This is a genomic window from Anaerostipes sp. AF04-45 (genome assembly GCF_003461725.1).
Taxonomy (GTDB): domain Bacteria; phylum Bacillota; class Clostridia; order Lachnospirales; family Lachnospiraceae; genus Anaerostipes; species Anaerostipes caccae.
This window is the reverse complement of the sequence record NZ_QTXQ01000002.1, coordinates 16,525-41,490: the sequence shown is the minus strand read 5'-3', so window position 1 is coordinate 41,490 and position 24,966 is coordinate 16,525. Positions and strand designations below refer to the sequence as shown.

Sequence of the window (24,966 nt, the reverse complement as noted above, 5' to 3'; positions counted from 1 at the left end):
ATGCAATGAAAATCAGAAACTATTATAGGGATCTTGGGAAATCGACAGCGATTTTATCGGTTAAGCAGGGGCTGACATTAGTCATCCCCTTTTTAATCCTGGGTTCCTTTGCACTTTTATTTAAGAGTTTTCCATATCCGCCGTATCAGGAATTTATAACCGCTTTCCTGGGAGGGCGGATTTTGAATATTTTGGATGCAGTATATACGATTACGCTTGGTTCCCTTGCTCTGCTTCTCACTGTGACGATCAGCCTGTCTTTCGGCAGAATGTCGGAGTCCAATGAGGCATTTTACTATGCAGTTACGGCCTTGGTATCCTATATGGCCTTCTGCGGGGGTATCATGGAGAATGAAGAGTATATTTTCGGGCCTGAATGGGTTTTTACGGCTATGTGTATCACGATGCTGTCCTGTGCGCTGTTCCGGCTGAGTGTCAGGGCGGCAAGGAAGTTTGAGGCGATGCATACGGTGGGAGCAGAGTATTTGTTCAACTTATCCATCCTGAATCTGCTGCCGATCGTTATAATTACCCTTTTGTTCGCTGGAGCCGGCGTACTGCTGAGGGAGTGGACGGGAGCAAGCAATATTACAAATTTCGGTTCGTTTTTGTCTATGAAGGCATTTCGTCATTTGTCAGGGAACCTGTCAGGGGCCCTGCTGTATGTTTTCTTTTCTCATGTTCTCTGGTTTTTTGGAATCCATGGGACGAATACTCTGGATGCAGTGGCAAAGAGACTGTTTGAACCTGGAGTATCTGTCAATCAGACGCTGATCGCAGCGGGGAAAATGCCTACGGAGATCTACTCCAAGTCTTTTATGGATATTTTTGTGTTTATCGGCGGATGCGGGGCAGCTCTCTGTCTTATTACGGCACTCCTTATAGCGGCGAAAAAGAGTCATAATCGTAAGCTCGGTAAGGTCGCGGGGATTTCCGTCCTCTTTAATATCAGTGAGATCGCTATTTTTGGATTTCCGGTGATTTTTAATCCGGTTATGTTTGTGCCGTTTATTCTGACGCCTCTTGTGTTTGTGCTTACAAGTACTTTTGCGATGACGATGGGACTGGTGCCCTATGTGACCAGATCGGTAGAATGGACAGTACCCGTTATTTTCAGCGGCTATGAGGCAACGGGATCTGTAGCAGGAAGTGTTCTGCAGATTGTGAATCTGCTGATCGGCACATTGATCTATATTCCGTTTATCAGATACAGTGAAGAGAAGCAGACGAGAAATTTTAAAGAGGAAGTCCGGCAAATGACAGAGGATATGGATCAGGGAGATGAGTCAGGCCGCAGACCGATCCTCCTTTCCGATGATTACATCCACAGCTATGCCGCAAAAACTCTGGCATACGATCTGAAGAATGAACTGGAGAGAGGATGCCTTACCCTTCACTATCAGGTGCAGATGTCGGCTGACGGGGGCATCTATGGCGCGGAGGCCCTGCTTCGATGGAATCACCCGGTGGCAGGATATATTGCTCCGCCCCTGATTATCCAGCTGGCTTCAGAGAGCGGTCAGCTTCAGGCTTTGGGGAATTTTATTCTGGAAAAAGCCTGTACGGATATACAAAAAATGAACCGTGTGTCGGACCAGAGTCTGAGGGTTTCAGTCAACATCTCCCCGAGCCAGCTGGAGCAGAAGGACTGGAGCAGACATGTGCTGGATCTCTTGTCACACTATGACTTTGGGAAAAAACAGATGGTCTTTGAATTCACGGAACGGGTATTTTTGGACCACTCAGAAAAGGTGACCGGAGAACTGGAAAATATCAGGCGAAACGGCATCGAAATCAGCATGGACGATTTCGGCATGGGACATGGGTCTATGGTATATCTTCAGGACTATTTTTTCGAGGAAGTGAAGCTGGACGGCAGACTTGTCAGACAGCTTGTGGACAATGAGAGATCCAGAAATATTGTCTCCGGAATCGTGGATATGGCACAGACGCTGAAGTTTCATGTAGTCGCAGAATTTGTAGAGACAGAGGAACAGAGAGACTTGCTGAAAGAAATGGGATGCAAAGTCTTCCAGGGTTATTATTACGGCAGGCCGGTCCCGCCGGAGGAATTTATTAAGACTTATCTTTAACAGTCCGAAAAGGAGTGAGAGATGTGCAGCAGATGATTACAGTCCTGGACTTTGACGATCTGTACGATAAGGAAGAGTTTTATCAATCAGCTCCTCATCAGCGGATCAACCTGAGAGAAGTTCCGGGGACCAACGGATATTGTGAGGATACTGCGGCGGAGACGATCAGAGAGAGAATCAGGGCAGGAAAGCCATCTCATATTTATTTTCTCGGTTCGGGAAATTACCACTATGTCTCCTTTCTTCTGCAGAAAGAGATATGCAGGGATTTTACGCTGGTGCTGTTTGACTGCCACACGGATCTTCAGAAGCCGCTGTTTCCTGAACTTTTATCCTGCGGATGCTGGGTGCGGAGGGCCATGGATGAGATGGAACATCTGAAAAAAGTAATCCTGATCGGTACTTCGGCCGCATATCTGCGGGAGGTGGAGCCGAGATACAGAAATCACATGGCGGCAGTGCCGGAGGAAGAAGCTGTATCCCCGGATTTTGACTGGAAGACATGGCTTCAGAGAGAGATCCGGACGGATGTCTATCTGTCTTTGGACAAGGATGTGCTGAGCCTGAGCGAGTTGTCTACAAACTGGGACCAGGGCAGCATGACCACAGGGCAGGTATGCAGAATATGTACTATGATTGCGCAGGACAGAAACATCTTAGGGGCCGATATCTGCGGAGAATATCAGGGCGGCCTGTTGTCCGGCAGAAGAGAGATCATGCAGAGTGACCGTGTCAACAAAGAAGTTTTGGAATGTCTGGACGGGATGATGCCCCTTCCCGATGATCCTCAGAGGTAAAAAATCATTATTTACACAGAAAAGGGGATAGGTGCAATGAAGAGAAGGAAGATGAAAAGGTGCTGTGCGGCGGTGCTTATCTGTATGCTGGTACTGTGCGGGTGCAGCAGCAAGCATACGGTCATGAATGAAGAAGCAGATTCTGAAGATGTCACGACGATTACGTTTTTCGGAACCAAATATGAGCCTGAAAATGTCAAAGTGATCGAGGAGATTATTTCAGGCTTTATGAAGGAAAATCCTGATATCAGAGTATCATATGAGAGCCTGAAAGGGACACAATACTTTGAAGCCCTGGAAAAGCGGATGGAAACAGGGAAGGGCGACGATGTTTTCATGGTCAATCATGATATCCTTCTGAAACTGAAGTCGAAAGGACAGGCTGCAGACCTGTCAGGCCTTCGCACGATTCCGGACTATACAGATCAAATGCTGACTCAAATGAAAGATGAAGGAAAGATCTATTGGGTTCCGACTACGGTATCTGCATTTGGGCTCTACTGCAATGAAGATCTTTTGAAAAAACATAAGCAAAAGACCCCGGGAAATTTAAAAGAATGGGAAAGTGTGTGCAGCTATTTTACGAAAAAGGGGATCACTCCGGTCATCTGTAACAATGATATCTCTTTAAAAACGCTGGCTGTCGGCAGAGGCTTCTATTCCGTCTATCAGCAAAATAACCAGAAACAGGTGTTTGAAAACCTGAATAATGGGAAAGAGAAGCTGAGCCGATATCTGACTCCGGGATTTGATCTGGCGCAGAGCCTGATCCAACAGGGGTATATAGATCCTGACAAGTCTCTGAAGACTGAAAAAACTTCAGATGATCTTGAGGAATTTGCCAAAGGGAAATCTCCGTTTATGCTCACAGGCGCATGGGCAGCAGGAAGAGTAAAGACGATGAACCCGGATCTGAAATTCAGTGTCAGCCCTCTTCCTCTGCTGGAAAATGGCTCGATGCTGGTCGTAAACGCAGACACGCGTTTAAGTGTGAATGCAGACAGCCGTCATGTAAAAGCTGCTGAAATGTTCGTGGAATACTTTACTCAGGCTGAAAATATCCAAAAATTTTCGGACCAGCAGTGCTCATTCAGCCCGCTGAAAGGGGGAAAATCGTCTTCCGTAGAAGAAATACGTCCCCTGCTGTCCTGCTATAAGGACGGTAAAACAGTGATCGGTACAGACAGTATGCTCAAACTGCCGATTTGGAACCTGACAGCGGAGGCATCGAAACAGATTCTTTCAGGAAAGCCGGTGAGATCCGTCATGAACCGTATGGACCTGCAGACAGAAAAAGAGAGGAAAGTACAGTGATGAAAAAAAGATACTCCGGAAATATAAAGAGGAAGATTGCTCTTGCCGCAGTTATCATTGGCATCATTTTAAGCTTTTTGACATTCTTTCTTGTAAGGGGAGTAAAAAAGCAGCTGTGGGAACAGTCCATCAGCACTATAAGAGAGAGTACTCAGCAAGGATTAAATACTCTGGAAGTACAGCTGCGCAATGAGTATGATTCTATGAGCACGATGACAGGCTATTTAAAGAAGTTTTCAAAGACGGAGAAGGGGAAACTGAGGGAGGCGCTGGAAAGCTATGCACGCGCGGATAAAGGAATCAGCCTGTATCTCCCCGACGGGAGCTGTTTTTCCACAGAAACAGAACCGGATGCGCACGTACAAAAAGTGCTGGATAAGACGACAAAAAGAAACGGTATCATTGAACCTCATATCAGCAGTGTGACCGGTGTCAATGTATTTCACCTGTTTGTGAGAGTGGAATTAAAGGACGGCACCGCGGGCTATTTGGTCAAAGAATATGAGGTGGAGAATATTGCCGACAGTTTCAGCCTGTCTTTTTATCATGATACCGGTTTTTCCTACGTGGTCCATAAGAACGGGGATGTCCTGATCCGGTCTCCTCATATAAACAGCAACAAAACGATGAAAAATCTCTTTGATATGCTGCCAAAAGCGCAAAACGATTCGGAGAGTCTTAAGCGCTTTGCCGATTCACTGAAACAGCAGAAGACGGGGTGGGCAGTTTTAAATTATCAGGGAAAGGATACGGTTTTTTGTTATGCTCCTCTGAAGCTTGAGACAGACTGGTATGTTATGTCTATTATTCCGAAGGACGTGGTGACTGCCCAGACCGGAGTCATTCTGAGACGTTCCATGGAATTGATCGGAAGTATCCTGGCAGGTATCTTTCTCTTAGTATTTTCTTATTACTGGTACGCAAATAAAACAAATAAAAAACTTTCAAACCAGGCAGATTACATAGGACATTTATATAATGCCGTTCCGGAAGGAATTGCACTTATATCTGTAGACAAACCATATCGGTTTCTGCAGCTGAACCGGCAGGGAATGCAGCTTTTGAAGTATCCGGAAGGTGATGTTGAGGACACAGTTCTCGGTGAGCCGATAGAGAATCTGATTCATCCGGACGATTATGACAGGCTTGTGAAGATGATTGAAACTGCCGATACAGATGGCCGGAAAAGTACATTTGAGTTCCGCGTTCAAAGGGCGGGAGGAGAATATTTCTGGGTTTCCGGTATTCTGGAAAGAACATTTGATGAAAATGGAGAACCGGTTTTTGTTGCCGCTTTTCATGATGTTACAGAGGAAAAGCTGGCAGAACAGGAAGCAGAGAGGGAAATACTGCAGGAACGCATCACACTGGTAGGCGCAATTTCCAACGCCTATCCGGTGATCATCAGCATCAATCTGACAGAGGATACACTGAATTTTATTTACGTAAAACCGGGCCTGATGATTGGCCTGGGGCAGCAGAAATCTTACAGCAGACTGTTTCAGGACATGGCTCTGACGGTACACCCGGAACATGCTGATGAGTTTCGGCATCGTTTTGGAACGGAGTATCTTACAGAAACGCTGGGGCATGAAAAGGATGAAGTTTTTCTTGAAGTCAGGCAGAAACTCACAGACGGCAGATATCACTGGATCTCGACTCAGATTATCAATGTGGATAATCCATATTCAAATGATAAGCTGGCAATTCTTATTTCGCGGCGCACAGATGAACAGCGCTATGAGGAAGAACAGCAGCGCCAGGCCCTCCAGACTGCTTTGGACAATGCAAATGCGGCGAATAAAGCCAAGGGACAATTTTTATCCAACATGAGCCATGATATCCGTACGCCGATGAATGCCATCATAGGAATGTCGGCGATAGCATCGGCACACTTAGACGACCGTGAGCGGATCATGGAATGTCTTGGAAAGATCAATCTTTCAGGGAAGCATCTTTTAAGTCTGATCAATGATATTTTGGACATGTCTAAGATCGAGAGCGGAAAACTGTCTCTCAGGAAAGAACCGTTTAATTTGGCTGAGCTGATTACGGATACGGTCGAGCTGATCCGGCCGCAGGCGGATTCCAGAAGGATCAGAGTGAAGGTCCGGCTGAGATCTCTTAAAAATGAAAATGTAATCGGAGATCCTCTTCGTATCCGGCAGGTCTGCATTAATATTTTAAGCAATGCTGTCAAATATACGCCTGAAGGAGGAAAAATTGATATTCAGGTCCGGCAGGAGGACAGTGTCCGCAGAGAGTATCAAAATTTTATCTTCTGCTGTTCAGATACAGGAATCGGTATGGACAGGCAGTTTCTCAAAAAGCTGTTTCATCCTTTTGAGAGGGCATCGGATTCTACGAGCAGCAAAATGACCGGAACGGGTCTCGGAATGGCCATTACAAAAAATATCATAGACTTAATGAGCGGTGACATACAGGTAGAGAGCAGTCCCGGAAAGGGATCGGTCTTCACAGTGACTCTTCCGCTGAAACTGCAGGATGTGTCTCAGGATGAAACTCCGCTAAAATGGATTGGGATTCACAGCCTTGTGGTGGACGATGACAGGGAGATATGTGAGAACGCTGCACAGCTTCTTGAGAGCATGGGACTCAGGGCCTCATTTGTCACTGACGGAGAGACAGCCGTCAAGTATGCTGCAGAGGCAAAGGATACCTCTGACCCGGTTGAACTTGCACTCATTGACTGGAAAATGCCCGGGATGGACGGTGTGGAAACAGCCCGCCGCATCCGGAAGGAGACAGGACCGGATATCCCGGTGATTATTTTGACTGCCTATGACTGGACGGACATCGAAAGTGAGGCCAGGGTAGCAGGAGTCACAGCCTTTTTGTCCAAACCATTTTATTGTTCTAAGATCTGTTATCTGCTGAAAGAACTGGACGGTGACGCAGAACCTTTGGAGCAGAAACGTTTTGGTGATAAGCCCGATTATACCGGAAAGAGAATCCTGATTGCAGAGGATAACGACCTGAACAGAGAAATATCCAGAACTATGGTCACAGAAATGGGAATACAGGCGGAGGAAGCGGTTGACGGCGGGGAGGCTGTAAAGAAAGTCGCGCAGTCCCCGGAAGGTTATTATGATCTGATTCTAATGGATATCCAGATGCCTGTGATGAACGGTTATGAAGCATCCAGGGCAATTCGTGCACTGGACCGGGAAGATGTAACATCTCTGCCTATTATTGCAATGACCGCGGACGCGTTTGAAGAGGATGTGAGAAATGCAAAGCGGGCAGGCATGGACCGGCATTTTGCGAAACCGATCGACGTGAAAGCGTTTGAACAGATGCTGTATGAATACCTTCTGGGTAATCCTTAGGTTGTAACCCTATTCTTTTCTGCATATACATAGTGCAGACAAGAATAGAGGATGAAGCGGATGAACAAAGCAAAAAGAAGTTTTTGGCTGGTTTGCACATTATTTTTCCTTGGGCTCTTGGTCACAGCCGAGAGTTTGGCTGTTGAAAGGATTCTAAGGCGGAACGAAGCCATCGCAGAAGAAAAGGCATATCAGGAATACCGAAATACCGGATGTAAAAACGGAAGACCGGATCCGCTGATACAAGGGGAGATCAAGGGAGCTCCGGTGCCGGATGAATATATACCGTTTGTAAATTATTCGGATTCCTGGAATGAGGCGAGGAATTTTGGCGGAGACAGGCACCACGAGGGCACGGATATTATGTCCGGTACGGTTTCAAAGAAGAGAGGGGAAATACCTGTGCTCAGTATGTCTGACGGAGTCGTTGAGCAGATTGGGTGGCTGAAGCTTGGGGGCTATCGTGTCGGTATCCGTTCTCCGAAAGGTGTTTATTTTTATTATGCGCATCTTTACAGTTATGCTCCCGGAATCAGACGGGGAACAAAGATCCGTGCGGGAGATGTGATTGGATATATGGGAGATTCAGGGTATGGAGAGAAAGAAGGAACCGTGGGAAAATTCCCGGTACATCTGCACCTTGGCATATATCGGAAAGACACAAAATATGGGGAATACAGTCTGAATCCTTATAAATTTCTGCAGGCAGTATTAAAAAGAAGAATGAAATAAATATTTCATAGGCTATGTCATTTTCTTTTGGTGAGCTTTCTGTTAAAATGTAGTAAAAGTATGTTTATTTTTATGGGGTTAGATCAAGGAAATAAAATTATCCGGAAAGGGGGGATCCGATTATGAGTGCCAAAAGAAATCAGAGAGTCCAGAGAGAAGATGTACTGACTTATTCTCCGATTCTAAAGTATATGATGATCTTTTTACTGCAGCTATGTTTATAGTCTTGGTGGGAGGTATCTTTATATCCGCACAGAGGATGAAAAAAGATGCCAGAGCCGCGCATAAGAGCGTGGAGACTCAGGTTACCAACAGAGTGAATGAGTCTTTGAAACTGCTGGAATCACTGGCAGTACAGCCGGAATATTATGATCCCTCGCTCCCTCCTCTGAAAAAGGTTGAAAAGCTGGACAGAATTACAGAAAAGTATGGATATATGATGATCTGTTATGTAGACGCTGATATGAACGTTTACACGATAGGTGAGGAGCCGGCCAGCCTGGCCAGCAGGGATTACATGCAGCAGTTGTTTTCAACAGGGAAACCACAGGTGACAGACAGCTTTTTAGCCGGTGCAGACGGGGTCACGCTGAATTATACGGTGGCGTATCCGCTGAAAAAAGGGAATAAAATAACCGGATGCCTTTTTTGCGCCATCTATTTTGACGATGTCGTGGATATCCTTAAGAAGGCTGTGGAGACCAGTGACGCTCAGGCGGTCCTGATCGGCTCCAAAGGACAGATCATGTCTTCTACGAGTAATCTGCAGTATGGAGAACCGTATATGGATTATGTGAGAGAAGCCCATAATATCGGTGTGACGGCAGACCAGCTGGAAACAGAACTGCTTGCCAAAACGCCGGGAACTTACTGGAGTTACAGAGACGGGAATCTATATTACACGATGTATAATAACATAGAAAATACCGATTGGGATATTCTCACTACCATCGACTTCTGGTCTATATACAGGACAATTATTTCAGGATTTTTAGTGATTGTAGCGCTGATGGCGGTACTCTGTTCTGTCATATTTTTCTTGGTGAAGCGTTTTATCAGCAAACAAAAAGAAGTGGTGGATATGCTCGTGCAGTCTATTCAGGAACTGGAGGAAAAGATCTACCAGGATGAGCGTCCGGATAATATGGATTTCAGGGAGATCATACGGCTTACCAGCAACGGCCTTTCCGACGGACTTACCGGCGTTGTCACGAGAAGTGTATTTTTAAAGCAGGCACAGGCCCAGCTTGATAAGATTCCCGGGGACAAAATCACAATTTTATGCTTTGTGGATTTGGATAATCTAAAGAAATTAAATGACACCTACGGACATAAAACAGGGGATACGGCATTAAAGAGTATAGGGTACATCCTGCGCGAATATGAGAAGAAATATGACGGTGTCGTGGGGCGGTATGGAGGAGATGAATTTGTAATGCTCCTTACAGATATCGACGATGAAGATGAGCTTAGAAGTGTATTTGAATCTCTTGTTCTCAGACTTCACTCAGATATCGGAACGAAGGGAGAGTCTCTGCCGATCCAATGCAGCGTAGGCGTGGCAGTGAGACAGCAGGGAAGCAGTTTGGAACAGATGATAGCCAATGCAGATGAGGCGCTGTATTTTGTAAAACAAAATGGCAAAGGATATTATAAAATTTATCAGGATTGAGGAAACGTATGAAAGTTATGAAAAAAAAGACGCTTCTGTTCTGCACCGTGACAGTTTTGTGTATCCTAATGCTTTCGGTGGGAACAGGAAGGATCATACAGGATCATTATTCCGGGCAGAGAAAAAAAGAAGTCAGCCGTCTTCTGAAAATGTATAAGGATAATTTGACACTGGTTATTCGGGATCAGCTGAATTATGCTGCAGAAACAGTGAAGGCGGAGCCGGATATTTTAAATCATGAAGCGTGGTTTCAGAGACGTGCCAAAAATCTTGCAGAGCAGGAGGGAGTAGAAAAGATCCTTTTATTTAAAGGAGATAAGGTTCTGAGTTCTTTTTCTGCGGATGGAAATGAGAAAGATAAAGGAAAAGATCTGAGGGACTTTTCATATATTTATACGATGGCTAAAGTTGTGAAAGAACCGGTGGTGGAAGGACCTGTTAAATTAAACAAAGATGGGGAAAAGGAAGTTTTTTTGTTTATCCAGCCTTTGCTGAAAGGACAAGTTTATGAGGGAGAAGTTGTGGCTGTCCTGGATAAAGAGTTTGTCATCCGCAGACTAAATTTAAAACGTCTGTGTGATCTGGGCTATGAGTATCACCTGTGGAAAGTGAACAGTCAGGACGGAAGCAAGGATGTAGTGGCCTATTCCGACAGGAACCTCGATTATTCCTACGCGTCTAAAATAGAGATTTATCTGCCGACCCGATGGACACTGAGCATTATGCCGAAAGACGGATGGATTTCAAAGAAAACGGAGACCGGCATCATGGGAACATCAGTTTTTCTTGGAGTGCTGCTGTCTGTATTATTTATGAGCGTGTTTGTCCTTGCACTTCGCGTCAGATATTTTAAAAATCTCAGTATTTATGACGAAAAGACAGGACTGTATAACAGGGAGGGATTCATCAGGGAAGTCCAGCGGTGGATGGTGTCTGAACCCTGTGTTTTTTCCATGTTTTATTTTTCCATCGAGGAGTACAGCCGAGTGGAATTAATGGCAGGGTTTTTAAAAGAGAATGAATATTTGGCGAGTGTTCCGGCTGTTTTAGACGAATACATAAAAAGCCCTTATGTGTCGGGCCGGATCGCAGGGGGGAAATTTGCGGTAGCGGTAAAAGAAGAAATGACAGATGAGGAAAGACTGGATTTTGCCAAAGGTCTTTCTTTGAAACTTATGTGGAAGATCCGGATTCGCGGGGAGAAACTTTTTTTAAGTGCAAATTATCAGACTGCGGTTTACCCGAAGGACGGCAACAGCGCGGAGGATCTTTTAAATAAGCTGATCACAGACCACTATATGAGACTTTATGTGGAATCCCCCGCAGAAGACTTGACGGAAAAGTGCCGCCTGCTTGCCGCAGGAAGGACAGATGTGGAGTTCAGTGAGTATGCGGATTATCAGCTGACGGAACTTTCTAAAGCACTGAATCAGTACAGAAAAAGTGTGGAACAGATTGCCTACTTTGACCCGGTATATCATATAGGAAACCGAATGAAGTATTTAAAAGATGTGGATATGCTGATATCTTATGATGCCAAGAGGTATTTTAGAGTTTACAGTATGGATATTCGTTCTTTCAGCAAATACAATGAATTATTCAGCGTTTCAACGGGAGATGCCCTGCTGATGGAGATAACCAGGAGACTTGAACATATCTTCGGCAATAACTTATACAGGATTAACGGAGACGTTTTCATAGGAATTTCTTTTGAAGCGGATAAGGACAAAGATCATAAAGTCGGCAGGATCCGGAATGCCTTTCAGAGTCCGATTGTGGTAGAAGATTCCACCTTTACCCTGGATGTTCTGATCGGCATATGTGATTATCCTCTTCATGCAAAAACATCGGAAAAATTGCTGGAAAGCGTCCAGATGGCAGTCAATTATGCTAAAACTTCAGGAGCGGGTATGGCCAATAACGTCATTTTATACGATGATAAGCTGCTGGAAGTGCGCCGGGAAGAAGCGAGGATTGTCAGGCTGCTGGAAACGAGTCTTAAAGAAAAAACTCTGGAGGTTTGGTACCAGCCTCTTTATCATCTTAAAAGAGAACGGTTTACAGGTACAGAAGCACTGGTGAGGCTGCCCCACGGAAACGGCGGATATGTTCCGGCAGGACAGGTTATCGAGATTGCGGAGAAGAATGGTCTGGTCGGACAGGTAGGGGAGTACGTGATACACAGAGCCTGTACTTTCATGATGGAAAAGGGGAAAAAACTTGGGATTGAATCTATGGGAATCAACCTGTCAGTACAGCAGCTTCTTGTGGAAAATAGTGTTCCTTCAATCATAGGCCATATAAAAAAGACAGGTCTTGATCCGAAATGTATTACATTTGAGATTACAGAGACGGTCCTGATCCAGTCGATAGAACTTGCAAAAGGGATTTTAGATGAACTTTCGTCATACGGTGTCCGCATAGCTCTGGACGATTTCGGCATCGGATACAGCAGCCTGAATTATCTGCTGAATCTTCCGGTCAATGTCCTGAAGTTTGACCGGTCCATGACCAAAAAGAGTGTGGATTCGGAAAAACAATATGCATTGCTGAAAGCAATGATTCAAATGGCGGATATCAGCCAAATGGATGTGGTGGCAGAGGGGGTAGAAACGAAAGAAGAATGGAAGATGCTGACTTCAACCAGTGCTTCTTATATTCAGGGATTCTATTATTCGAAACCTCTGCCGGAGGAAAAGCTGATGCAGTTTTTGAGGGATAATAATCATATAGAAAATGTGAAACAATAAGGGGATTGGCAGGTGAAGAACAGTGAAGTGGAATATTGCCGCTGAGGCTATTTCTTTTGTAATGCTGGGGATTATATGGGTATATTCAAGGAAAGGGAGTCATCTCCCTACATTAAAAAACAGAATTTTTCAGGGATGCCTCCTTGTTACAGCCGGGGCTATTTTGACAAATATCTTATCTACGATTATGATTTATCGTCTTGATGAGTTTCCAATGTGGATGACCTGGTCTGTGACAATGGTTTACTATGTTCTGACACCGCTGATGGGGTTCGCGTATTTCCTTTATACCGTTTCTATAGTCTATACAGAGAGGAAGGAACTGAGGAAGGTCATAGGCTTTGGAGTCATGCCTGCTCTGGTGTATGGTGTGCTCGTTCTGATCAATCCATTGACGAAAAATTTGTTTGACATCAGCCTGGTGCAGGGGTATGTGAGGGGACCTTGGATTGTGTCCACATATTTGATCTTTTATGCTTACTGTGCTGCCAGCATTGTGGTCACAGTATTGAATAAAAAAAGGATTGACAGAAATATATACCACATCCTTGCGGCCTTTCCGATTCTGGCAGTACTGGTTATTTTGGTTCAGCAGATGTATCCGAATGTGATTCTGTCCGGATCTGCGGCGACCTGTGCCCTGCTGATCATTTATCTGCACCTGCAGAATAAACAGATCTCGATGGATTATCTGACCAATGTGCCCAACCGGAAAGAACTTCTCAATATGCTGGGGCTGATGATCAAAAAGTCACCTGAGAAGCAGTTTGTGCTTGTCGTTGTCTCTCTTAGGGACTTCCGTCAGGTAAATAATACATGCGGGCAGCAGAAGGGTGATGAATTTCTGAAAAATGTCTGTGATTTTCTCTATGAGATCGGGCCGAAGAATCATGTATACCGCTTTAGCGGAGATGAATTTGCACTTTTGTTTACACACAGCGATGAAACAGAGATCAAAAAGTGTATTACGGATATCCGGCAGCGTATGGAAAAACCATGGCAGATAGGGGATTACCGTTTTCTGCTCTCTGTTGTGATGGGGATCATATGGCATTCCGGTGACGGGGAAACCCTGGAAGAGGTCATCAATGCCGTGGAATATGCGGTTTTTCGGGCGAAATCAGGGAAAAGCGGTGAGATCTGCTACTGCGATAAAGAAATGCTGGATGGACTGGAGCGAAGACGAAAAGTCATCATGATCCTGAAAGAAAAAATCGCGGACCGCAGTTTTGAGATGTATTATCAGCCTATTTATTCCGTAGCCGACGGAGAATTCTGCTATGCTGAATCACTGATGCGGATACCGGAGTCTCCGATCGGTCCGATTTACCCGTCTGAGTTTATTCCGATCGCGGAGGAGACCGGACTGATCATTGACATAACTTATATCATGCTGGATAAAGTCTGCAGGTTTATCAGCAGGCTGTTACAAAGAGGGATTCCGATTCAGGCAATTCATGTTAATTTTTCTGCTGTCCAGTTTTCACAGAACGATCTCATGGAGAAGGTTCTGGAGATCATCCGGCGGAACCATACTCCCATGTCTGCCATTAAGATTGAGTTTACAGAGAGTACTTTGGCGGAGAACACACAGGTCGTATCAAAGTTTGCTGTGGAGATGGAAAAGCACGGAATCAAAATGGGCCTGGATGACTTCGGAACAGGCTACTCCAACATAGCAACCGTTATCAATATTCCCTTTGGCACAGTCAAGCTGGACAAGAGTCTGGTATGGGGTTCTGTCGAGAACAAAAAGTCTGCGCTTACCGTGAAAAATCTGTCGCGTACATTTCAGGAGCTGGGAATGACCGTTATCGCAGAAGGAGTGGAGACTGAAGAACAGAGCCGTTTGATTGCCAATTTTGGAATTGACCAGATCCAGGGATTCTATTATGCAAAACCAATGCCTGAGGATCAGCTGGAGATGTTTATGATAAAACACTGGACACCTGCTGACTGAAAGAGAGCTGTGCTGCTAAAGTTTTAGCGGACAGCTCTCTTTTGCTGCATATATTTATTTCCATTCTTGGAATCGGACAGGCTTTGATAGCTTTCCGAGCAGCCGTATATCAGGTCCACAGTTTTCAGGAAGTTTCACAGAGACGATATGGCTGTTATCATATGTCTTAAAGAAATATTCTTTTCCGGTAAGGCTTATGCAGGCGGTGTACTGGGTATAGTCAGAGGTTCCTCTGTCGGTTACCACTGCACCTTTTGGGATAGAGACTCCTTCTAATAGATGAAAGCAGGTGTTTACTGCCTGCTCTCTGTTGTCCGGTATCGGAGTGTGACTCTTTAGGTAAGCAGTTCTGACAAATCTGGCCGGAGGTGTGAAATCACCGGGCAGTCCAAAAGTGCCGGCGCCTTGCCCGAAAGGTTTCAAAGGAAAAGCCCCCCAGTTTTGTTCTGTGTGCTGAGACGGACTCATATTCATGTAATTCCGGAGGTTTGCCATATGCCATGGGAAGTCAGGGCTGTTGGAGAAGACACCAATAGGATTTTCCATGATCTTAAGACCTTCTGAGGTTGTTTCGATCACCATACATTTTCCGGATGAGTCTGCCATAATCCAGTGGAGAGGAGCAATGATTTCTGTGACCGGATCTTTGACTCCTGTGATCCGGACGGCGCGCAGCAAAGAAGCCGCCTGATCAGTGGATGCACATTGGCTTAGAAGAAATTTCACAAGCTCGGTGGAAGCCACTGCGATCTGCCTGGAGCCAGAAGGCGCCGGGGGATCATATAAGGCGTAACCTGGAAAATACAGCACAGCGGCTGCAAATCCCATTTCATTGACACCGTCCGCTAAAGTGACCGGAGAGAGATTTTGGCCGATTCCCATAAAACTATATTGATTTTTAATTCTGTGAGTATTCAGCAGATTTTTCCATTGATATCCTTTTGGTACGATATAAAATTCAGGGTCAAGGGGGTAGGAAAAATCCATCGTGCGGCCAAAATATACATCGCCCGCAGAATTCTGTGTTGTGAGTGCGGTACACATGGAGAACATCTCCTTAATCAGGCATTTAATTTTAGTATATGCTTCACACCAAAGAGTAGTATCCTGTTTTCGTCTGATGTATAATAAGACAGGGGAAGATAGGAGGAATGCATGAACAAGTTGTTTGAAGCTATGAATTTAAAGAATTTAAAAATAAAGAACCGTATCTGTGTGCCGCCGATGGTGTGCTATAACTGGGTGGAGGAAGACGGCTATGTAGTTCAGAGAAATATTGATCATTACAGAGCCATTGCCAGGGGCGGTGCCGGCCTGATCATTCAGGAGGCTACCTGTGTGGATCCGGAAGGGAAACTTTCCAAAGATCAGCTGGGCATCTGGGAGGATGGACAGATCGATGGGCTGAAAGAGATCGTAGATGCGGTGCATGAAGAAGACTGCCCGATATTTTTGCAGATCCATCATGCAGGGGTGAACGGCTCCGGTGAGTACCTGCTTTGTCCGAGTGATTATGAGATGGATAAAGACGGAGAAAAAAGAATCGGTCATGAAATGACGAAAGAACAGATACAGAAGGTGCAGGATCAGTTTGTGAAAGCTGCGGTGAGAGCTTATCAGGCCGGCTATGACGGGGTGGAACTGCACGGGTGCCACAGTTATCTGATGTGTGAATTTTTCAATTCCAGGGTCAACAAAAGGACCGATGAATATGGACAGTATCCGGAGAGGTTTGCAGTGGAGATTCTGGAAAAGATCAAAGAGGCAGTGCCGAAGGAGTTTATTGTGGGAATCCGGCTGGGAGCCTTTGAACCCGCTCTTGCAGACGGTATCCGTCATGCCAAACTTCTGGAGGAACACGGGATTGATTTTTTGGATATTTCCTATGGATTTTCCGGGGAAGATGAGCCTGGTGCTCCAAAAGATTTTCCATACAAAGATGTGATCCATGCCGCGGGGGAGATCAAAAAGCATGTATCGGTTCCTGTTTTTGCGGTCAACAGCATAACGGATGCCCGGATGGCAGAAGACATTTTAGAGCGCACCGGTGTGGATATGGCGGATATCGGCAGGGGTGTGCTGGTCAACTATAACTGGGCCATCGATGCGAAAGAAGGAAGAGATACCGGCAGATGTCTGCACTGCAAAGAATGCCAGTGGAGGATCGATGCCGAAAAATGTGCAGGAAGGGTCCTGCTGAACAGAAAAAGAAATATGGGAGAATAAAAAAACCTTTCAGTGTAAATTCATCGACACAGTCATCCCTTGAAAACCGCGGGAGAATGGATTAAAATGAAACATGTAAAATTAAATCGTGCAAAGATAAAAACACAGTCCCGGCCGGTAGTCCGGGCACAGAGATAGAATCTGTCAGTAACCTGCCTCCTCGGTTGTCCATTCTTTGCTGCCAAAAGCGAGGAGTGTTTTTTATGCAAAAAATTGAGAACAGGCTGACAGTATATTTTGATGAACCCTTTTGGGTCGGAATCTATGAACGTGTTCTGGACGGTGAGTTGGAAGTGTCCAAAATAACGTTCGGGGCAGAACCAAAAGACTATGAAGTTCTGGCATTTCTTATGGAGCGTCATGGAGAACTTCGTTTCAGTCCTCCTGTGGATGTTTCGGTGAAAGAGGTGAAAAACCTGAATCCCAAACGGATGCAGAGGAGCCTTAGAAGGCACAGAGACGCAGGGATGGGAACAAAATCCCAGCAGGCGCTGGCTGCCCAGAGAGAAGAACAAAAAGCCGGAAGGAAAGAGCGCAGGAGAGATCTGCGGGAAGAACGGAAGCGGCAGCAGTTTTTGATAAAACAGGAGAAGAAGAAACAAAGACACAGAGGAAGATAGGAGATAAAATGAAAGAAGTTCTAATGATGAAACTGGAAAGCTGTCCATACTGCCATCAGGCGCTGGATATGATGGAAGAACTCAAACGGGAACAGCCGGAGTATAAAAACATTCCTGTAAAAATGGTCAATGAGGATGAGGACACTGAACTTTCAGAGCCTCTCGACTACTGGTATGTTCCCACTTTTTATGTGGACGGAAAGAAACTTCATGAGGGGGTTCCCACAAAAGAAAAAATAAAGAAAGTTTTTGAAGGGGCATTAAAAGAATAAGCCCAGGAATTCCTTTTTTGACGGGTGCATATATTTAGAAAAAGACTGCAAAAAGGAATGAACTATGATATATGTAGTAAATGAAGGGGATACGATTGATTCTATCGCTGCCCAGTTTGGAGTTTCAAGGAGCAGGCTGATCTATGACAACCAGCTTTATGCCGGACGCGTTGTGACCGGTCAGGCGCTGCTGATTCTGGAGCCTTCTGACGTCCATACGGTACAGGAAGGGGATACGCTGACATCGATTGCACAGCAGTACGGCACTTCGGTTTCTTCGATTGTCAGAAAAAATCCATATCTGCTGAACGAATCAAATCTGATGCCGGGAGATGTGCTGACGATCCGCTATCGGCAGGAGCAGCTGGGGAACCTCAATGTAACGGGTTATGCATATCCATATATCAGCACGGAGATTTTAAGAGAAGTTCTCTTATATTTAGATGAACTTCTGATCTTTTCTTATGGCTTTACAACCGAAGGAACGCTCATACCGCCGGCGATGGAAGAACCTCTGATTGAACAGGCATTGGAGTTTGGGGTTGATCCTATGCTTGTGCTGACACCGTTTGCGGAGACCGGGAGTTTTAATAATCAGCTGGTGAAGGCTGTATCGGAAGATCTTCAGATGCAGCAGGTTCTGATTGAGAATCTGGTTCAGACAGTTCAGGAAAAGCAGTATGCCGGAGTGGATGTGGATTTTGAATACATCCTTCCGGAGGACCGGGAGGGATATGCAGCCTTCGTAGGGAACTTAAGAGAGCGGATGAATCCCTTAGGATATAAGGTGTCTGTCGCTTTAGCGCCTAAAATTTCCGCAGATCAGCCGGGCCTGTTATATGAAGGAATGGACTACGGACTTTTGGGTGCTAATGCAGATTCCGTATTTTTAATGACGTATGAATGGGGCTATACGTTCGGGCCGCCAATGGCAGTTGCACCGATCAACAAGGTACAGCAGGTTTTGGATTACGCGGTAACAGAAATACCGCCGGAAAAAATATACATGGGAATCCCGAACTATGCCTATGACTGGCCGCTTCCCTACGAGAGAGGAACAACAAGGGCAAGGACGATCGGAAATGTGGAAGCAGTCGAGATCGCAGACGAGAACGGGGTGCAGATTCGGTTCGATGAAACTGCCATGAGTCCGTTTTTTAACTATACGTCAAATGGAACAGAACATGAAGTATGGTTTGAAGATGTCCGGAGCATTGATGTAAAAGTACGGACGGCGAAAGAATATGGTTTTACAGGTGTGGGATACTGGAATCTGATGAGGCCGTTTCGGGCCAACTGGCTGCTGCTGGACAGTTTATTTCAGTTAAACGACAGACCGTAGACGGGAGGAATCTTATGGGGAAACATATTGTAAGTATGATGCTGGCGGCACTGATCGGGCTTGGTGCATCCGTTCAGGAGATAAGAGAAAGGAACCCGTCAAACCGGCATTTTCTAATAAAAGTATCAGAGGTTTTTCTTACGAAAAGGTTCCGAAGGCAGTGAAAGAAAAAATTAGCGGGGTTTCTTACAGGCCCAATCCGAACATCACATTTCAGGACCTTCGATATGTTAAGGTAAAATATTACGGTTATGACGGAAAGATCAGGAGCGGACAACTGCTTGTGAATAAGTCCATTGCCAAAGATACCGTGGAAATTTTTCAGGAGCTTTATGATATGCAGTACCCGATTGAGAGCATCCGCCTGATCGATGATTACGGAGCCGATGACACCAAATCTATGGAAGCCAATAACACCTCTGCCTTTAACTATCGGATTGTAGAAGGGACCAGTCATCTGTCAAAACACGCTTATGGCAGGGCGATTGACATTAATCCGAGAGTCAACCCCTTTGTAAAGAGGAATTCCATCACACCTGAAAACGGAAAGATCTATGCACAGAGAGATGTGAAAAAGTGTAAAGGAAAGTATAAGTATAACATGATTCACAGAAATGACCGGGTGTACCGGATTTTCAGGAAACACGGGTTTCAGTGGGGCGGTGACTGGATTACATATAAAGACTATCAGCACTTTGAAAAACGGTAAATGACAAGACACATGAAAAAACTCCGGTAAAGATTTATGACCGGAGTTTTTTGAACTTATAAAAGATTTTGATTTAATGTTTCTGCCAGACGGTTTCTGGCTTTGGTCACCATTTTGTCTGAAACTTTTTTTGCAGACAGGCACTGTTCCAACTGTTCCATACGGGAGTCTACCCGTGAGAAAGTGGTTTTTTGATTTTTTTCGTGTTGTTCAAACGCATTTTTGATATCTTCAAATTGTTCGCTGGCCAGATCTCTTGAAAGGTCGGCGTTTAAATATTTATCTGTCGTCTCGATCGCCCTCAGGCCCAGCCTGTATTCATTGTCACTGAGTCCTTCCGGTTTTATGTGGGCCGTGCCGCAGCCGCTTAAGGCAGCGGAAACTGCAAAAGCTAATATACCGGTCAAGAGATATCTTTTCATATGAAAACCTCACTTTTTGTATGAATCTAATAAAAAATCAGTAAATTTTTGTTTGAATCATACAATAGCACAGATCTCATAACGTGTAAATATTTCCACTGTACTTTTTTGGATACATAAGATATAAAACCGATTTTGCTATAAATCCAGGGAAGAAAGAATTTCTTTCAGCTGGCCTGCAGACTTATGCAGCAGACTGGATTCTTCACTGTTTAAGTCAATCTCGATGACCTGTTCCGCACCGTTTTTGTTGACGATGGTCGGTACGCTCAGACAGAGATCGGACAGGCCGTATTCACCGCTAAGCAGACTGGAAACCGGAAGGATGGAATTTTTATTCCGGATAATGCTCTCTGCAATATGGCTGACTGCGATGGCGACGCCGTAATACGTAGCGCCTTTTTTTTCGATGATCTCATAGGCGCTGTTTTTCACATCGTCGAAAATTCTTTTCATGGACTTCTCGTGGTCAAAGTGCCCGCGCATTTCACAAAATTCGTTGATGCCGATCCCTGAGACATTGGTGTCGCTCCAGACCGCCAGTTCACTGTCTCCGTGCTCCCCGATGATAAATGCCTGAATGCTGCCGCTGTCTACTTCCAGATGTTCGCTGAGCAGGTATTGGAAACGTGCCGAATCCAGGACAGTTCCGGAGCCAAAGACCCGGTTTTTTGGAAATCCGGAAAGTTTTAAGGTCACATAAGTAAGAATATCAACCGGATTGGCAACAACCAATAAGATTCCTTCAGAGTTTCGTCTGGTGATCTCCGGAATAATGGATTTAAAAATGGATACATTCTTGTGTACCAGGTCGAGACGGGTTTCATCGGGCTTCTGATTTGCACCGGCGGTTATGATAATCAGCCCGCAGTCCGCGACATCATCATAGGAGCCTGCATATATCTTGGATGTATCTACATACGGGCGTCCATGGCTTAAATCCATCGCCTCACCCCGGGCTTTTTCTTCGTTTACATCGATTAAGACCAGCTCGGAAAACAGTCCCTGGTGCATCAGGCTGAATGCGGTGGATGCACCGACAAATCCGCAGCCGATGATGGCCGCTTTTCTATTATTAATCATAAAAAATCCTCCTTTGTATTAAGTAGTTTAACAAAGGAGGATAAAATATTCATCGAATTTTGATAAAGTGAGAAACTGTATCAAAAACTATTTGTTGGATCTTCTCCAGATGTGAGCTTTTTCTGCGTCTTTGATCAGCTGGTCTCTGAAGTCCGGATGAGCGATATTGATCAGGGCTTCCGCGCGCTGCCATGCAGAGAGTCCTTTCATGTTTGCCATTCCGTATTCGGTGACGATATAGTGTGCATTGGCACGGGTGTCTGTGACAATAGACCCGTTATGCAGGGTAGGAAGAATACGGGAATGCATCTGTCCGGCCTTGTCAGTGAAAGTGGAAGACAGGCATACAAAACTCTTTCCGCCGTTGGATAAGTAAGCTCCCATAACGAAGTCTAACTGACCGCCGGCACCGCTGATCTGTTTGATTCCTGAAGACTCAGCACTGATCTGTCCGTATAAATCCACATCTACGGCATTGTTGATAGAGATGAAATTGTCAATGGAAGAAACCCTTGCAATATCATTTGTATAGTTAACAGGAGCACTCATACATTCCGGATTGTCATTTAAGTAGTCATATAATTTTTTGGTCCCTGCTGCGAATGCATAAGTCTGACGGTAGCGGTCGATATTTTTTCTGGCACCGGTGATCTTTCCTGCTTTTGCAATGTCTACAAACGCATCCACATACATTTCAGTGTGAACGCCCAGGTCTTTAAGGTCAGATTCCGCGATCATGGAACCTACTGCATTCGGCATTCCGCCGATGCCAAGCTGGAGACATGCGCCGTTCGGGATCTGGTCTACGATGAGTTTTGCAACGGCTTTGTCCACGTCGGTGGCTGCTCCGCCTCCGCCCAGCTCTGCGATCGCAGGATTTTCGCCTTCGACGATCATGTCAACTTTGGAAATATGTACACCCTCTTCAAATCCGCCTAAGCAGCGAGGCATATTTTCGTTGACTTCCACGATGACACAGTCGGCTTTTTCAAGCATTGCAGCCAGGTGGGATGCACTCGGCCCGAAGTTGAAGAATCCGTGTTCGTCCATCGGGGCAACCTGCATCATCGCAACATCCACGTGATCGATGTAATTGCGGTAATATCCCGGCAGCTCGGAATAACGGATCGGTGCGTAGTAGGAAAAGCCTTCCTTGATCCATTTTCTCTCCAGTCCGCCCATGTGCCAGGAATTCCATGTAAAGTGATCGGCAGGGGAGTCGATCTTAGTGATTTCCAGCGGCCACATGACGATTCCGCCCCGGATATTAATATTTTCCAATTCCGGCATTCTTTTTGCCAAAGCCTTGTCAAGGGCAGCCGGTGTGGTGACGCACCAGCCGTACTCCAGCCAATCGCCGGATTTCACAACTTTTACGGCCTCATCGGCTGTTTTAAGTTTCTTTTGGTATTCTTCCTTAAATGACATAAGTAATCCTCCTGTCTTTTATCTGTTAATTTATTAACATACCATTCCATTGTACCATCCGCATAAAAGAAACACAAGTAAAATAATTTAAATTATGGGTGGCCTTTTTACAAGTTTTGTACTATAATTAGATACTAAGTTTAGGAGGACATTTATGGAACACAAAAAATTTACTTGGAAGCATTACACCCTGATCGCAGTCGGGATTGTTTTTGTGATCTACTGCTGTATCGCAGTGTATTTCAGCAAGAAGTTTACATATGGGACAAAGATCAATGGTGTCGATGTTTCCAACAAGACAGTTGACGAAGTTACAGACATTTTCAAAAAAAAGGCGGACGGCTATTCGCTGACCGTCAAAGAACGAAAAGGCAGAGAGGAAGTTTTAAAGAGCAGTGTGCTCAAGGTTTCCTTTGATGGTGAAGACCAGATCAGGAAGATTAAAGACGGACAGAGTTCTTTTCTGTGGATTAAAGGTGTTTTCGGGGGAGAGAAGTACAAAGATATTGATATGTTTGCTTATGACAAAGCCGCTTTTCAAAAGGCCTTTCAAAAGCTTGACTGCTTCAAAAAGAAAAATATCATCAAGATCCAAAATGCCAAACCGGTTTACAAAGACGGATCTTATCAGATCCAGAAAGAAGAGATCGGTACGGTCTTAAAGAAGAAAAAGACGGAAAAGCTCATAGAGAGTGCCGTAGAAGGCGGTGTCGCTGCTGTGGATCTGGACAAGGAGGGCGCCTATGATGCCCCGAAGTATACGAGCAAGAGCAAAGAGATCATTTCTCTGAAAGACAGGATGAACGATTCTCTGAAGGGAAGCATTACGTATAAGTTCGGGAAACAGACGGTAGTTCTCGATAAGGACGTATACCACAAGTGGTTTAAGATTAAAAATGACACAGATTTTACTGTTGATATGAAGAAAATGGAAAACTGGGTCATGAAGTTTGCATACGAATATAACACGATGGGGACCATGCGTACCGTCAAGACTCATGACGGACGAACCAAAAAGATTTTCGGAGGTCCTTACGGCTGGAGAATGAGCCGTGAAAAGGAAGAAGCCGCAGTCAAAAAAATGCTGAAAGAGGGCACCACCGAGACAAGAGAGCCATACTGGCGCCAGAAGGCAAAAGTATACGACGGATATCAGGGAGACATCGGCGACACTTATATCGAGGTAGATATGGGACAGCAGGAAGTTTTCTACATTAAAAAGAAAAAGATTGTCTTTTCTTCATCCGTAGTCACAGGCAAGATGGAAGCTGGAAGAAAAACACCGGAATGTGTGGCATTTGTACTGTATAAACAGCGCAATGCGACATTGAGCGGTCAGGGTTATAACTCACCGGTATCTTACTGGATGCCGTTCAACGGCAACGTGGGACTTCACGATGCAAGCTGGAGGTCTTCTTTTGGAGGAAGCGAGTACATTTCCGGGGGATCACACGGATGTGTCAATATGCCGCCTTATGCAGCTGCATCACTTTACAATATGATCGATGCCGGAACACCGGTTATCTGCTATTACTAAAATGAAACCGAGAGAGCAGGATTTAGATAGTCTGGGCTCTCTCTTTTTGTTATTTCAATAGGAAAGGTCTGCGGCCTTTTTGTCCATGGAACAGGAGGAGATGAAAATGAGGGTCAGCATAACACAGTGGGTGCATGAAGAGCTGAGACGCTTTATCAGACAAGGAGACTTATGTATCGATGCAACGGTTGGAAACGGAGGTGACACTGAGTATTTGTGCGGACTGACAGACAGGGTGATCGGATTTGAAATACAGGAGGAAGCACTGCTCAATACAGGGAAAAGACTGGAGTTAAAAGGATACCATCCGGAGCTTATTTTGGACAGCCATGAAAATATGGACCGGTATGCAGAAAAAGGCACAGTGCAGGCGATCTTGTTTAATCTGGGCTATCTTCCAGGTGGGGACCACAGGATTGCCACGAGGCCGAACAGTACGATACAGGCTGTTAGAGTGGGACTTGAGCTTTTGAAACCGGGAGGAATTATCAGTGTTTGTGTGTATAGTGGAGGAGATACCGGCTTTGCGGAGAAAGAAGAAGTTCTTCAATACTTAAGGCAGCTGGATGACAGGAGATATATTGTTATTAAACAGGACTTCTATAATAAACAGAATCATCCTCCGCTTCCGGTACTTATTTTGAAACTGGGATTTTGAT

20 protein-coding genes are annotated in these 24,966 nt (G+C 45.2%); 16 read left to right on the top strand and 4 right to left on the bottom strand.

Annotation, left to right across the window (positions count from 1 at the left end):
- Positions 1-5: 5 nt before the first annotated feature.
- The 8 genes from DWV34_RS03065 to DWV34_RS03030 all read left to right on the top strand — a co-directional run bounded on the left by DWV34_RS03065 (position 6) and on the right by DWV34_RS03030 (position 14,668).
- Positions 6-2,093 carry an EAL domain-containing protein gene (locus DWV34_RS03065; protein ID WP_006566605.1) on the top strand — a complete coding sequence of 696 codons (2,088 nt, stop codon included), beginning with the start codon at positions 6-8 and terminating at the stop codon, positions 2,091-2,093.
- Positions 2,094-2,125: 32 nt separating this feature from the next.
- Positions 2,126-2,890: an arginase family protein gene (locus DWV34_RS03060; protein WP_006566606.1), complete on the top strand. Its 765-nt coding sequence runs from the start codon at positions 2,126-2,128 to the stop codon at positions 2,888-2,890.
- Between the two features lie 36 nt (positions 2,891-2,926).
- Positions 2,927-4,204 (top strand): ABC transporter substrate-binding protein, encoded by a 1,278-nt coding sequence (locus tag DWV34_RS03055; protein ID WP_118475463.1) that lies wholly within the window; start codon positions 2,927-2,929, stop codon positions 4,202-4,204.
- The gene (locus DWV34_RS03050; RefSeq protein ID WP_118475460.1) at positions 4,204-7,554 is read left to right on the top strand and encodes a response regulator; all 3,351 of its coding nucleotides are present in this window, start codon (positions 4,204-4,206) and stop codon (positions 7,552-7,554) included. The genes DWV34_RS03055 and DWV34_RS03050 overlap by 1 nt, the downstream gene beginning before the upstream one ends.
- Positions 7,555-7,614: 60 nt before the next feature.
- Positions 7,615-8,286 (top strand): M23 family metallopeptidase, encoded by a 672-nt coding sequence (locus DWV34_RS03045; protein WP_233444267.1) that lies wholly within the window; start codon positions 7,615-7,617, stop codon positions 8,284-8,286.
- Between the two features lie 259 nt (positions 8,287-8,545).
- Positions 8,546-9,958 carry a sensor domain-containing diguanylate cyclase gene (locus tag DWV34_RS03040; protein ID WP_233444268.1) on the top strand — a complete coding sequence of 471 codons (1,413 nt, stop codon included), beginning with the start codon at positions 8,546-8,548 and terminating at the stop codon, positions 9,956-9,958.
- An 8-nt stretch (positions 9,959-9,966) separates the two neighbouring features.
- Positions 9,967-12,708 (top strand): bifunctional diguanylate cyclase/phosphodiesterase, encoded by a 2,742-nt coding sequence (locus tag DWV34_RS03035; RefSeq protein ID WP_118475456.1) that lies wholly within the window; start codon positions 9,967-9,969, stop codon positions 12,706-12,708.
- A 22-nt stretch (positions 12,709-12,730) separates the two neighbouring features.
- Positions 12,731-14,668, top strand: a complete 1,938-nt coding sequence (locus DWV34_RS03030; protein ID WP_009289410.1) for a GGDEF and EAL domain-containing protein — start codon at positions 12,731-12,733, stop codon at positions 14,666-14,668.
- Positions 14,669-14,722: 54 nt separating this feature from the next.
- Here DWV34_RS03030 and DWV34_RS03025 read toward each other — a convergent pair whose 3' ends face one another.
- Positions 14,723-15,712, bottom strand: a complete 990-nt coding sequence (locus DWV34_RS03025; RefSeq protein ID WP_022261364.1) for a linear amide C-N hydrolase — start codon at positions 15,710-15,712, stop codon at positions 14,723-14,725.
- Positions 15,713-15,823: 111 nt separating this feature from the next.
- Between DWV34_RS03025 and DWV34_RS03020 the strand changes: the two genes are divergently transcribed.
- From DWV34_RS03020 to DWV34_RS03000, 6 genes are all read left to right on the top strand, one after another.
- On the top strand, positions 15,824-16,894 hold the full coding sequence (locus tag DWV34_RS03020; RefSeq protein WP_009289413.1) for an oxidoreductase: 1,071 nt from the start codon (positions 15,824-15,826) through the stop codon (positions 16,892-16,894).
- A 203-nt stretch (positions 16,895-17,097) separates the two neighbouring features.
- Positions 17,098-17,514: a YjdF family protein gene (locus DWV34_RS03015; protein ID WP_006566627.1), complete on the top strand. Its 417-nt coding sequence runs from the start codon at positions 17,098-17,100 to the stop codon at positions 17,512-17,514.
- Between the two features lie 8 nt (positions 17,515-17,522).
- The gene (locus tag DWV34_RS03010; RefSeq protein WP_009289414.1) at positions 17,523-17,786 is read left to right on the top strand and encodes a glutaredoxin family protein; all 264 of its coding nucleotides are present in this window, start codon (positions 17,523-17,525) and stop codon (positions 17,784-17,786) included.
- Between the two features lie 64 nt (positions 17,787-17,850).
- Positions 17,851-19,128, top strand: a complete 1,278-nt coding sequence (locus tag DWV34_RS03005) for a glycosyl hydrolase family 18 protein (RefSeq protein ID WP_009289415.1) — start codon at positions 17,851-17,853, stop codon at positions 19,126-19,128.
- Between the two features lie 14 nt (positions 19,129-19,142).
- Positions 19,143-19,292, top strand: coding sequence for a hypothetical protein (locus DWV34_RS17550; protein WP_243000808.1), 150 nt, complete (start codon positions 19,143-19,145; stop codon positions 19,290-19,292).
- Positions 19,289-19,837 carry a M15 family metallopeptidase gene (locus DWV34_RS03000; RefSeq protein WP_243000806.1) on the top strand — a complete coding sequence of 183 codons (549 nt, stop codon included), beginning with the start codon at positions 19,289-19,291 and terminating at the stop codon, positions 19,835-19,837. Before DWV34_RS17550 ends, DWV34_RS03000 begins: the two co-directional genes overlap by 4 nt.
- 56 nt (positions 19,838-19,893) lie before the next feature.
- On the opposite strand, the gene DWV34_RS02995 is transcribed toward DWV34_RS03000, so the two are convergent.
- From DWV34_RS02995 to DWV34_RS02985, 3 genes are all read right to left on the bottom strand, one after another.
- The gene (locus tag DWV34_RS02995) at positions 19,894-20,259 is read right to left on the bottom strand and encodes a hypothetical protein (RefSeq protein ID WP_009289416.1); all 366 of its coding nucleotides are present in this window, start codon (positions 20,257-20,259) and stop codon (positions 19,894-19,896) included.
- A 138-nt stretch (positions 20,260-20,397) separates the two neighbouring features.
- Complete coding sequence (locus DWV34_RS02990) at positions 20,398-21,342, bottom strand: L-lactate dehydrogenase (protein ID WP_009289417.1); 945 nt, start codon at positions 21,340-21,342, stop codon at positions 20,398-20,400.
- Positions 21,343-21,429: 87 nt separating this feature from the next.
- A complete protein-coding gene (locus DWV34_RS02985) occupies positions 21,430-22,770 on the bottom strand; it encodes a butyryl-CoA:acetate CoA-transferase (protein WP_009289418.1) in 1,341 nt (446 codons plus the stop codon).
- A gap of 154 nt (positions 22,771-22,924) precedes the next feature.
- On the opposite strand from DWV34_RS02985, the gene DWV34_RS02980 reads away from it, so the two are divergent.
- Together DWV34_RS02980 and DWV34_RS02975 are read left to right on the top strand one after the other, a co-directional pair.
- Entirely contained in the window at positions 22,925-24,307 is a 1,383-nt protein-coding gene (locus tag DWV34_RS02980; RefSeq protein WP_118475454.1) for a L,D-transpeptidase family protein, read from the top strand.
- A 106-nt stretch (positions 24,308-24,413) separates the two neighbouring features.
- Positions 24,414-24,965 carry a tRNA (mnm(5)s(2)U34)-methyltransferase gene (locus DWV34_RS02975; protein WP_009289420.1) on the top strand — a complete coding sequence of 184 codons (552 nt, stop codon included), beginning with the start codon at positions 24,414-24,416 and terminating at the stop codon, positions 24,963-24,965.
- Position 24,966: the final 1 nt, after the last annotated feature.

Excerpts from the sequence above, each read along its gene's own strand:
- DWV34_RS03055 (WP_118475463.1), top strand. The coding sequence starts at position 2,927 with ATGAAGAGAAGGAAGATGAAAAGGTGCTGTGCGGCGGTGCTTATCTGT.
- DWV34_RS03010 (WP_009289414.1), top strand. The coding sequence starts at position 17,523 with ATGAAAGAAGTTCTAATGATGAAACTGGAAAGCTGTCCATACTGCCAT.
- DWV34_RS02990 (WP_009289417.1), bottom strand. The coding sequence starts at position 21,342 with ATGATTAATAATAGAAAAGCGGCCATCATCGGCTGCGGATTTGTCGGT.
- DWV34_RS02980 (WP_118475454.1), top strand. The coding sequence starts at position 22,925 with ATGGAACACAAAAAATTTACTTGGAAGCATTACACCCTGATCGCAGTC.
- DWV34_RS02975 (WP_009289420.1), top strand. The coding sequence starts at position 24,414 with ATGAGGGTCAGCATAACACAGTGGGTGCATGAAGAGCTGAGACGCTTT.
- DWV34_RS03035 (WP_118475456.1), top strand. The coding sequence starts at position 9,967 with ATGAAAGTTATGAAAAAAAAGACGCTTCTGTTCTGCACCGTGACAGTT.
- DWV34_RS03025 (WP_022261364.1), bottom strand. The coding sequence starts at position 15,712 with ATGTGTACCGCACTCACAACACAGAATTCTGCGGGCGATGTATATTTT.
- DWV34_RS03015 (WP_006566627.1), top strand. The coding sequence starts at position 17,098 with ATGCAAAAAATTGAGAACAGGCTGACAGTATATTTTGATGAACCCTTT.
- DWV34_RS03020 (WP_009289413.1), top strand. The coding sequence starts at position 15,824 with ATGAACAAGTTGTTTGAAGCTATGAATTTAAAGAATTTAAAAATAAAG.
- DWV34_RS03065 (WP_006566605.1), top strand. The coding sequence starts at position 6 with ATGAAAATCAGAAACTATTATAGGGATCTTGGGAAATCGACAGCGATT.
- DWV34_RS02995 (WP_009289416.1), bottom strand. The coding sequence starts at position 20,259 with ATGAAAAGATATCTCTTGACCGGTATATTAGCTTTTGCAGTTTCCGCT.
- DWV34_RS03060 (WP_006566606.1), top strand. The coding sequence starts at position 2,126 with ATGATTACAGTCCTGGACTTTGACGATCTGTACGATAAGGAAGAGTTT.
- DWV34_RS03040 (WP_233444268.1), top strand. The coding sequence starts at position 8,546 with ATGAAAAAAGATGCCAGAGCCGCGCATAAGAGCGTGGAGACTCAGGTT.
- DWV34_RS03050 (WP_118475460.1), top strand. The coding sequence starts at position 4,204 with ATGAAAAAAAGATACTCCGGAAATATAAAGAGGAAGATTGCTCTTGCC.
- DWV34_RS03045 (WP_233444267.1), top strand. The coding sequence starts at position 7,615 with ATGAACAAAGCAAAAAGAAGTTTTTGGCTGGTTTGCACATTATTTTTC.
- DWV34_RS17550 (WP_243000808.1), top strand. The coding sequence starts at position 19,143 with ATGGGGAAACATATTGTAAGTATGATGCTGGCGGCACTGATCGGGCTT.
- DWV34_RS03005 (WP_009289415.1), top strand. The coding sequence starts at position 17,851 with ATGATATATGTAGTAAATGAAGGGGATACGATTGATTCTATCGCTGCC.
- DWV34_RS02985 (WP_009289418.1), bottom strand. The coding sequence starts at position 22,770 with ATGTCATTTAAGGAAGAATACCAAAAGAAACTTAAAACAGCCGATGAG.